General features: G+C 69.3%; 9 protein-coding genes and 1 pseudogene. 2 read left to right on the top strand and 8 right to left on the bottom strand.

The features are described from left to right. Positions 1-230: pseudogene (locus G6039_RS30540) on the bottom strand (hypothetical protein); the annotation flags it as partial. Then, a complete protein-coding gene (locus G6039_RS11465) occupies positions 185-571 on the bottom strand; it encodes a hypothetical protein (RefSeq protein ID WP_235194037.1) in 387 nt (128 codons plus the stop codon). The gene G6039_RS11465 and the pseudogene G6039_RS30540, both read right to left, overlap by 46 nt. A gap of 330 nt (positions 572-901) precedes the next feature. Here G6039_RS11465 and G6039_RS11460 point away from each other — a divergent pair, with 330 nt between their 5' ends. After that, positions 902-2,383 (top strand): MDR family MFS transporter, encoded by a 1,482-nt coding sequence (locus tag G6039_RS11460; protein ID WP_051359271.1) that lies wholly within the window; start codon positions 902-904, stop codon positions 2,381-2,383. A gap of 218 nt (positions 2,384-2,601) precedes the next feature. On the opposite strand, the gene bphC is transcribed toward G6039_RS11460, so the two are convergent. The 6 genes from bphC to G6039_RS11430 form a co-directional block, all read right to left on the bottom strand. Then, positions 2,602-3,513 (bottom strand): biphenyl-2,3-diol 1,2-dioxygenase, encoded by a 912-nt coding sequence (gene bphC / locus G6039_RS11455; protein WP_043798586.1) that lies wholly within the window; start codon positions 3,511-3,513, stop codon positions 2,602-2,604. A gap of 34 nt (positions 3,514-3,547) precedes the next feature. Then, positions 3,548-4,726 carry an acyl-CoA dehydrogenase family protein gene (locus G6039_RS11450; RefSeq protein ID WP_043798589.1) on the bottom strand — a complete coding sequence of 393 codons (1,179 nt, stop codon included), beginning with the start codon at positions 4,724-4,726 and terminating at the stop codon, positions 3,548-3,550. Between the two features lie 31 nt (positions 4,727-4,757). Continuing rightward, positions 4,758-5,780, bottom strand: coding sequence for a 4-hydroxy-2-oxovalerate aldolase (gene dmpG / locus G6039_RS11445; RefSeq protein ID WP_006935112.1), 1,023 nt, complete (start codon positions 5,778-5,780; stop codon positions 4,758-4,760). A gap of 39 nt (positions 5,781-5,819) precedes the next feature. Continuing rightward, on the bottom strand, positions 5,820-6,722 hold the full coding sequence (locus G6039_RS11440) for an acetaldehyde dehydrogenase (acetylating) (RefSeq protein ID WP_043798593.1): 903 nt from the start codon (positions 6,720-6,722) through the stop codon (positions 5,820-5,822). Positions 6,723-6,733: 11 nt separating this feature from the next. Beyond that, a complete protein-coding gene (locus G6039_RS11435) occupies positions 6,734-7,519 on the bottom strand; it encodes a 2-keto-4-pentenoate hydratase (protein ID WP_006935104.1) in 786 nt (261 codons plus the stop codon). Positions 7,520-7,639: 120 nt separating this feature from the next. Continuing rightward, a complete protein-coding gene (locus tag G6039_RS11430) occupies positions 7,640-8,509 on the bottom strand; it encodes an alpha/beta fold hydrolase (RefSeq protein ID WP_029545938.1) in 870 nt (289 codons plus the stop codon). A 246-nt stretch (positions 8,510-8,755) separates the two neighbouring features. Between G6039_RS11430 and G6039_RS11425 the strand changes: the two genes are divergently transcribed. Beyond that, positions 8,756-9,283: a flavin reductase family protein gene (locus G6039_RS11425; protein WP_029545940.1), complete on the top strand. Its 528-nt coding sequence runs from the start codon at positions 8,756-8,758 to the stop codon at positions 9,281-9,283. Positions 9,284-9,300: the final 17 nt, after the last annotated feature.

Here is a 9,300-nt window from a genome sequence, read left to right as displayed (position 1 = left end):
ATCTGGGAGCTCGGCGCCTCGTCGGTGGGCGCGGAGCGCCACTGCGCACCGAGCAGGGCCCCGATGATCTTGTCCTGCACGAGGACGAGGATCAGGGTCATGACGCAGCCGTAACCGAAGATCACGACGAGCCACGGCAGGTTCGGCACGGGCGCACCGTCGGGCAGCAGAACCGACAGGTTCGTCACGAGCAGCGTCTCCACGACGCCGAGCAGCACGGCGGGGACCATGCCGAGCGGGGTGCGGCCGAATGCGAGCGGTGCACCGCGAGGACGAGGAAGATCACGAACGCCACTCCGAGGCCCATCACGAGCTCGAGCGGCACGCCGGGCAGGGCGCTCTTGACGGCGAGAAACATTGCGCCCCAGGCAACGCCGCACACGAAGCTGAGGAACATGCCGAGCAGGGCCCGCGGTGGTGCCTGCAGCGTGAAGAACAGCATGACGGGCAGGATGAGCATCGGGCTGTAGAGCGCGAGCGGGGTCAGGGACTGGAACGGAATCATCAGGACGGTGACGAGCACCGCGCCGAGCCCGGCCTGGATCAGAATCCCCTTGTTTTGCAGAGACATTCGATCATTCCCTCGTGAGTGATGGTCAGGGCTGTGACGCGTTCGGCACGACCACGTCGAAGACGCCCCACCGGACGCGTCCTCGGACAGGACGTCGGCGGACATGCGCCCGGGTGTGAGCTGCAACACGTGAGCCACGCAACACCGTATGCGCTTCAATGACAGAGTGTCAAGAATACTTTCTTGGTGACAATTTTCCTGCCTGCATGTCCGGCCACGGGCGGCTCCACGCCCCCACTGCACCCGCCAAGGCGGTTGATGTCACATTATGACACTTCGTCACTCTGTGACATCATTGACCGGTCCACGACCGAAGAAGCGAAGGTGTCGATGACGAACCTCGAACTGAAAGACACGCGCCCGGCCGGCGCGGCCCCCGGCGCGTCGGAGGGGCTCACCTCCACGCGGCACATCGCTCAGGTGATCGGCGTGCTGGTGGTCTCCGCCCTGATCATGATCCTCAACGAGACCGTGCTCAGTGTTGCGCTCCCGCAACTCATGGGGGACTTCTCGGTCTCCGCCGCCACCGTCCAGTGGCTCACCACCGGCTTCATGCTGACGATGGCCGTGGTCATCCCCACCACGGGCTTCCTGCTGCAGAGGTTCTCGACCCGAACCCTGTTCACCGCCGCCATGATCCTGTTCATCGCCGGCACCGCACTCGCCGCCGCCGCCCCCGGCTTCGAGATCATGCTGCTCGCCCGCGTCGTCCAGGCCGGTGGCACGGCGGTCATCCTGCCGCTGCTGATGACCACGACCATCACCACGGTTCCCGTCGCCCACCGCGGCACCGTCATGGGCCTGAACTCCGTCGTCATCTCGGTCGCGCCCGCGATCGGCCCCACCGTCTCCGGCATCATCGTCGACTCCATGAGCTGGCGCTGGCTGTTCGGTCTCATGCTTCCGGCCACGATCGTCGCCTTCGCGGCGGGCCTGCTCCTCCTCCGCAACACCGGCAGGACCCGCAAGGCGCCGTTGGACGTGGTGTCGGTCGTCCTCTCGGTCTTCGCCTTCGGCGGCCTGGTCTACGGCCTCGCGAACGTCGCGTCCCTCCTCGACGGCACCATCGTCGGCCCCGCGACCGCGCTGATCGTCGGCGTCGTTGCCCTCGGCCTCTTCGTCGCGCGCCAGAAGCGCCTCGAGCGCACCGGCACCGCACTGCTGGACCTGAATCCGTTCGAGGTGCCCCACTTCCGCATCTCGGTCGTCATCGTCGTCATCGCCATGGCGACCATGCTCGGCACCGTCGTCGTCCTGCCGATCTACCTGCAGGCCGGGCTCGGGGTGAGCATCCTGACGACCGGCCTGATCCTGCTGCCCGGCGGTCTCGTCCAGGGCGTGATCTCGCCGATCGTCGGCCGCATCTACGACGCCGTGGGGCCGCGCCCGATCGTGACCCCGGGCGCGCTCCTGCTGGCCGCCGGCCAGTGGTGGCTGAGCACCGTCGGCACCGACACGTCGATCGGGCTCGTGATCGCGATGCACGTGGTGTTCTGCATCGGCATGGCCATGCTCATGACCCCGCTGATGACCGTCTCGCTCGGCGCCCTGCCGCCGCGGCTCTACGGCCACGGCAGCGGGATCATGAACACGCTGCAGCAGCTCGCCGGTGCCGCCGGTACCGCGCTGCTCGTCGCCGCGCTCACGATCGGCGCCGACGCCGCCGCCGGCTCCGGCACGGCCGAGGCCCAGGCCTCGGGTGCGCAGACCGCATTCGTGCTGGGCGGTGTGCTCGCCCTCATCGCCGTGGTCGCCGCGCCCTTCGTCCGACGCCTCCCGCCGCCACAGCTCGAACAGGTCACCCACGCCTGATCCACGCGGTTCCGAACCACGGAGCACGACTCCGGAGAGCCACGGAGCACGACTCCGGAGAGCCACGGAGCACGACTCCCGAGAGCCACGGAGCACGACTCCCGAGAGCCACGGAGTACGACTCCCGAGAGCCACGGAGTACGACTCCGGGAACGAGAGACGAAGGCCCGGCCGGGGAGATCCCCCGGCCGGGCCTTCGTCGTGTTCCACTGCGAGAGTCAGGCCTTCGGCGTGAAGGCCGCCAACGGCTCGGACTCGGACCAGTCGTGGCCCCAGTAGCTGTCGGCGGTGATCTCCTCGGCCGTGTAATAGGTTTCGTCGACGAGCATCCCCTCGGTGCCGAACTCGAGGTCCCACCCGCCCGGCGCGCGAACGTAGAACGACACCATCTTGTCGTTCGTGTGCCGGCCCAGCGTCGAGGAGATGGAGAAGCCGAGCTTGCGCACACGGTCGAGCGCCTGCCCGACGGCGTCGAGGGTGTCGACCTCCGTCATCAGGTGTACGAGGCCGGGCTCCTCGGTCGGCGGCGCCGGGCACAGGGCCAGGCTGTGGTGGCGCTGGTTCACTCCGAGGAAGCGCACGCGCCGCGCCGGTCCGGGTGCCTGAAGGCGGATCGCGCCACGCGGCAGGAAACCGAGCACCTCGGTGTAGAACGCGTACGCCGCATCGAAATCGGTGGCGGGCAACACGACATGGCCGAGCCCCTGTTCGCCGGTGACCCACCGGCCACCGTGCGGAGTCACCACCGGGCTGTGATCGAGCACCGGACCGAAGAACACCTCGACGCGGGTGCCGATCGGGTCGTCGAACGCGATGACCTGCTCGGCATCGCGGTAGTCGCACTCCTCCTGCGAGAGGACGTCGACGGTGATACCCGCCTTCTCCACGGTCTCCCGGACACGCTGGAGTGCGAACTGATCCCGCACCTCCCAGCCGACCGCGAGCGCCCTGTCCGATTCGCCGGGCAGGACGATCAGGCGTGCGCGCCGCTCGTCCACCCGCAGGTAGAGGCCGTCCGGCTCCGGGCCGGAGCCCACGGCCATGCCGAGTCCGTCGACGACGAGTTCGCGCCAGCGCGCGACGTCGGTGGTCTGGATCCGGAGGTATCCGAGTGCTCGAATGTCCGTCATTTGTCTTCCATCCTGAAAAGGTCGGCGGGGCAGGCTAGATCATCGAGCGGTGGACGCCCTGCGGCTCGCCGCCGAGCTGGGTCAGCGAAGACGCGTGGAAGATCGAGCCGGGGACGTGGATCGCGTGCGACAGGCCGACGTGCGCGTCGCGCCAGAAGCGCTGCATCGGGAACTTCAGGTGCATCGCGCCGCCGCCGGAGCGGGCGAAGATCTCGTCGACGGCGCGCACGGCCCGCCACGCGGCGGCGGTCTGGGTGCGGCGGCCGATCGCGCGCTCCTCGAACGTGACCTCCTGGCCCTTGTCCGTCTTGTCCCAGAAACGGTCGACGGTCTCGAGGATCGCGGCGCGCGACGCGGCGATCTCGGCGGCCGCCTCACCGAGGGCGTAGAGGACGTACGGGTCCTCCTTGATCGGGATGCCGGTGACCGCGACGCGCTCCTTCTGGGCCGCGATGTAGCACGCGAGCGCGCCCTCGGCCATGCCGATGAGCGACGAGGTGATGCCCAGCGGGAAGATGCACGAGAACGGGAACTTGTAGAGGGTTTCGTCCCGGCCCGCGTGACGCCACCCGTTGCCGCCGAGGACGATGTCGGCGTCGAGGGTGCGGTAGGCAGGGATGAAGGCGTCCTCGACGATCAGATCCTTCGAGCCGGTGCCGCGCAGGCCCACGACGTTCCAGCTGTCCTGATCGATGTCGTAGTCCGAGCGCGGCAGCAGCACGTGCAGGACCTGCGGCGGGTTCAGCCGGTTGCCGTCCTTGTCGCCCACTGCGGCGCCGATCATGATCCAGCCGCAGTGGTCGGTGCCGGAGGAGAACGACCAGCGGCCGTTGAGGACGTAGCCGCCGTCGACCGGAACCGCGACGCCCATCGGGGCGTACGGGGAGGCCATCCACATGTCGGGATCCTCGCCCCAGATCTCTTCCTGCGCCTTGGGATCGAAGAACGTGAGCTCCCACGGATGCACGCCGACGATGCCGGCGACCCATCCGGTGGCGCCGTCCATCGCGCCGATCGCCATCGCGGTCTCGGCGAACTCGCGCGGGTGGACCTCGAGGCCGCCGTGTTCCTTCGGCTGCAGCATGCGGATGACACCGGCGTCGCGCAGCCGCTTGGCGTTGTTGTCCGTCAGGCGCATGAGCTTGTCGCCCTCGGCGCCCTCGGCGCGGATCTCGTCCGCGTACTGGATGATGTTGTCCAAAACCTGGCCCATGACTGTCAGCTCTCTCTCAAGACCCGGGGGTCTACTTCTGGGCGGCGAGACCGACGGCGATCTCGATCAGCTGGTCTTCCTGGCCACCGACGAGGTTGCGCCGGCCGGCCTCGATGAGGATCTCCGCACCGGAGACCCCGTACCGCTCGGCGTGGGCGGCGGCGTGCTTGAGGAAGCTCGAGTACACACCGGCGTAGCCCATCGTCAGCGACAGCCGGTCGAGGAGGCACTCGCCGTCCATGACCGGCCGGACGACGTCCTCGGCGGCGTCGATGATCTTCAGGGTGTCGATACCCGTTCGGATACCGAGCTTCTCGGCCACGGCGACGAACGCCTCGACCGGGGTGTTGCCCGCACCGGCGCCGAACCGGCGGGTGGACCCGTCGATCTGCAGGGCCCCGGCCCGCACGGCGAGCACCGAATTGGCCACGCCGAGGCCCATGTTCTCGTGGCCGTGGAATCCGACCTGGGCGTCGTCGCCCAGCTCGGCGACCAGAGCCGCGACCCGGTCCGAGACCCCCTCGAGGACGAGGGCGCCGGCCGAGTCGACGACGTACACGCACTGGCAGCCGGCGTCGGCCATGATGCGGGCCTGCTTCGCGAGCACCTCGGGCGGCTGACTGTGCGACATCATCAGGAATCCGACAGTCTCGAGGCCGAGTTCCCGGGCGAGACCGAAGTGCTGGGCGGAGATGTCGGCCTCGGTGCAGTGCGTGGCGATCCGGCAGATCGCGGCACCGTTGTCGGCGGCCTCCCGGATGTCCGAGCGCACCCCGAGCCCCGGGAGCATCAGGAACGCGATCTTCGCCTGCCTCGCCGTCTCGACGGCGGCCTTGATGAGCTCCTGCTCCGGGGTGCGGCTGAAGCCGTAGTTGAACGACGAGCCGCCGAGGCCGTCGCCGTGGGTGACCTCGATGACGGGCACGCCGGCGTCGTCGAGCGCACCGACGATGGAGCGCACGTCCTCGACGGTGAACTGGTGACGCTTGGCGTGGGAGCCGTCACGCAACGACGAGTCCGTGATCCGGATGTCGAGATCTGCGCTGTAGGGCATCGACTGTGTTCCTTCGAAAGTACGGTCTGCGGTGGGGGTCTACACGCGGGCGGCGAGCAGCTTGGCCGCGAAGCTCTCGCCCACCTTGGTGGCGGCCGCGGTCATGATGTCGAGATTGCCCGAGTACGGCGGCAGGAAGTCGCCGGCGCCCTCGACCTCGAGGAAGATCGCGACCCGGGCGCGCCCGCCGCTCATCGGGGTGGGATCGTCGAACTGCGGCTCGGCACGCAGCCGGTAACCGGGAACGTAGCCCTGCACGGTCGCGGCCACGTCGTGGATCGACGCGGCGATCGCGTCCCGGTCGGCATCCTCGGGGATCGAGCAGAACACGGTGTCGCGCATGAGCATCGGCGGTTCGGCGGGGTTGAGAATGATGATGGCCTTGCCCGTTCGGGCACCGCCGATCGTCTCGATGCCGCGGCTGGTGGTGATGGTGAACTCGTCGATGTTGGCGCGGGTTCCGGGACCGGCCGACGGCGAGGCGACGCTCGCGACGATCTCGGCGTACTCCACCTCGGTGACGCGGGAGACGGCGTGCACCATCGGGATCGTGGCCTGGCCGCCGCAGGTGATGAGGTTGACGTTCGGTGCGTCCTCGTGCTCCCCCATGTTCACGGCGGGCACGACGGCGGGTCCGAGGGCGGCCGGGGTGAGGTCGACGACCTGGATGCCGAGCTCGGCGTAGCGGGGCGCATTCACCCGGTGCACGTAGGCCGAGGTGGCCTCGAAGATCACGTCGGGGCGCTCGTCCTGGGCGAGCAGCCAGTCCACGCCCTCGTGGCTCGCGACCAGACCCTCGGCGGCCGCCCGGGTGAGCCCCTCGCTGGCGGGGTCGACGCCGATCATCCAGCGCGGCTCGATGACGTCCGAGCGCAGCAGTTTGTACATCAGGTCGGTGCCGATGTTGCCGGGCCCGACGATCGCGGCGGTAGCCTTGGTCACTGGTCTGTTCCTCACTTGAATTCGACTGAGACAGAGCCGATATCACTGAACTCGGCCCGGAAGGTGTCGCCCGGCCGGGCGTCGATCGCGCGGGTGCACGAGCCGGGCAGGATCACGTGCCCGGCCTCGAGCCGCACCCCGAAGCCGGCGACCTTGCGGGCCAGCCACGCCACGGCACGGGTCGGGTCGCCGAGCACGGCGGCCGCCGCACCGCGCGCGATCTCCTCGTCGCCCTGGTACAGCACCGCGGCGATACCGCCGATGTCGACCCGGTCCGGCGCGATGCGGCCGGCACCGAGGATCACGCCCGCCGAGGAGGCGTTGTCGGCGATCGTGTCGGCGAGGCCGATGCGCCAGTCCTCGATCCGCGAGTCGATGAGTTCGATGCTGGGAACGATGTATTCGGTCGCCCGGAGCACGTCCTCCTCGGTGCAGTCCGCGCCGGGCAGGGTCTCGCCGAGGACGTAGCCGATCTCGACCTCGATGCGCGGGTAGCAGAACTGCGCGGTGTCGATCGGCTCGTCCTCGGAGTACACCATCGTCGAGAGCAGATGCCCGTAGTCGGGTTCGTCGACGCCCATCATCTTCTGCATGACCTCGGACGAGAGCCCGACCTTGTGGCCGTACACCGTGGCGCCGGCCTCGAGCCGCCGGCGGATGTTGATCAGCTGGATCTCGTACGAGTCCACCACGTCGATCTCGGGGAACGTCTCCGTCAGCGGACCGATCGGGGCGCGGTCACGCTCGGCGGCCCACAAGAGATCGGCGGCGGCGATTCGCTGCGAACCGTCGAGCATCGTGCACTCCTGGAACTGGTGAAGGATCCGCGCTTCTTCTCCGCGCCGATCGACTGACTCGAAAGGTGACATATGCGCAGGTGGGAGGGCAAAAGCTCTCCCGCTCAGCGGGACCGTGGGCTAGGTCCGCCGCTCGTCGCGCAGCAGGAAGGCGAGGACGGCCGAGAGCCACGCGTCGCGGGCCTCGATCATCGTCCAGTGCCCGCACTTCGGGAAGGTGTGCAGCTCGCTGTTCGGAATGTCGCGCATGGGCAGCATCGCCATGTCGACGGGGCTGACCCGGTCGTCGCGACCCCACGTCAGCAGGGTGGGGGCCTTGATCTTGTGCAGCTGCGCCCAGTACGGGGTCGCGTTCGACGCCGCGGCGGCCGCGGCGCCGGCCGCGAACGCCTGGGAGCTGTACATCCGGCGGGCGATCTCGAGCGTCTTCGGCTCGGTCGCCAGCGCCCAGCGCTCCTCGATCAGCTGTTCGGTGACGACGGCCGGGTCGTAGACCATGGAGTGGAGCCAGCGGACGAGCCCCTCGCGCGTGGGATTGTCGGTGAATTCCATCAGCAGCTTGATGCCCTCGCCCGGCCCCGGCGCGAAGACGTTCTTGCCCATGCCGCCGATGGTGACGAGTCTGCGCACCCGGTGCGGCTCGTCGATGGCGACCTTGGTGGCGACGATCCCGCCCATGGAGTTGCCGATCATGTCCACGGCCCCGAGGCCGAGGCCGTCGAGGAAGGTGCCGACGGCGCCCTGGGCCATCACCATGGGGTGGCCGTCGCCGGGATCGCTCACGCCGAACCCGGGGAACTCGAGCACCAGGCAGCGGAAGTGCCGCGCGAAGTCGGCGAGGACGCCGCGGTAGTTGCGCCAACCGGTCACCCCCGGGCCGGAGCCGTGCAGCAGGAGCAGCGGCGGGCCGTCGCCGGCCTCGTGGTAGCGCAGCACACCCTGGTCGGTGGAGAGTTCCTTCAAGGTCCCCTCGTAGCTCACATCCGTCATCGTCGTCCCTGTTCGTCGCCGTGGTGCCGGGCGCACCGCCCATACGAACCGCAGGCTGCCAGCCGTGGCCCGCAGCGGCCATACACCATCCCGTTCAGCGAGATCGCCCGGCCCGCCGAGGCGGCGCGCGCGGCCGCTTCCGCTCAGCGGGACCCCGATGGGGGGCACGCCGGGCCTGCCCTAGCGTCGGTCGCATCGACCACGGCGTATGCACGCCGATCCGTCCCCACAACCGGAGGTGGACTCATGCCCCTCGAGACGACGACACTCGCACGATCGACCGTCGCTGCGCCCGATCCGGAGGAGATGCGCCGGGTGATGGGACAGTTCGCCACCGGGGTCACCGTGGTGACGGGACTGGACGACGCGGGCCCGGTGGGGTTCGCGTGCCAGTCGTTCGCCTCGGTGTCCCTGGAGCCGCCGCTGATCCTCATCTGCGCCGATCACCGGGGCCGCGCGTGGCCGCGCATCCGGGCCGCGGGGCGCTTCTGCGTCAACGTGCTCCGCGAGGACCAGTCCGACCTGTGCGCGCGGTTCGGCTCGAGCCGGGGCCGCAGGTACGAGGAACTCGACTGGGAGGTCTCCCGGTGGGGGACGCCGACACTGCCGGACGTGCTGATGCGCGTGCACGCCGAGGTGCACGAGGTGCACGTCGCCGGCGATCACGACGTGATCATCGGCCGGGTGCTCGAGCTGGACACCGTGTGCGAGGAGCGGCCGATGCTGTTCTTCCGGGGCCGGTTCGGGATCGACCACCCGGCGCCGGTGGTCTGACCGGGGCCGTCGCCAGG

The sequence above is a fragment of the Rhodococcus aetherivorans genome, from assembly GCF_011058165.1.
Taxonomy (GTDB): Bacteria; Actinomycetota; Actinomycetes; order Mycobacteriales; family Mycobacteriaceae; genus Rhodococcus; species Rhodococcus aetherivorans.
This window is presented reverse-complemented; position numbering and strand designations above follow the sequence as displayed.

Bases quoted from the DNA above. Each gene is read 5' to 3' on its own strand.
- G6039_RS11465 (WP_235194037.1), bottom strand. From the start codon at position 571: ATGTCTCTGCAAAACAAGGGGATTCTGATCCAGGCCGGGCTCGGCGCG.
- G6039_RS11460 (WP_051359271.1), top strand. From the start codon at position 902: ATGACGAACCTCGAACTGAAAGACACGCGCCCGGCCGGCGCGGCCCCC.
- bphC (WP_043798586.1), bottom strand. From the start codon at position 3,513: ATGACGGACATTCGAGCACTCGGATACCTCCGGATCCAGACCACCGAC.
- G6039_RS11450 (WP_043798589.1), bottom strand. From the start codon at position 4,726: ATGGGCCAGGTTTTGGACAACATCATCCAGTACGCGGACGAGATCCGC.
- dmpG (WP_006935112.1), bottom strand. From the start codon at position 5,780: ATGCCCTACAGCGCAGATCTCGACATCCGGATCACGGACTCGTCGTTG.
- G6039_RS11435 (WP_006935104.1), bottom strand. From the start codon at position 7,519: ATGCTCGACGGTTCGCAGCGAATCGCCGCCGCCGATCTCTTGTGGGCC.
- G6039_RS11430 (WP_029545938.1), bottom strand. From the start codon at position 8,509: ATGACGGATGTGAGCTACGAGGGGACCTTGAAGGAACTCTCCACCGAC.
- G6039_RS11425 (WP_029545940.1), top strand. From the start codon at position 8,756: ATGCCCCTCGAGACGACGACACTCGCACGATCGACCGTCGCTGCGCCC.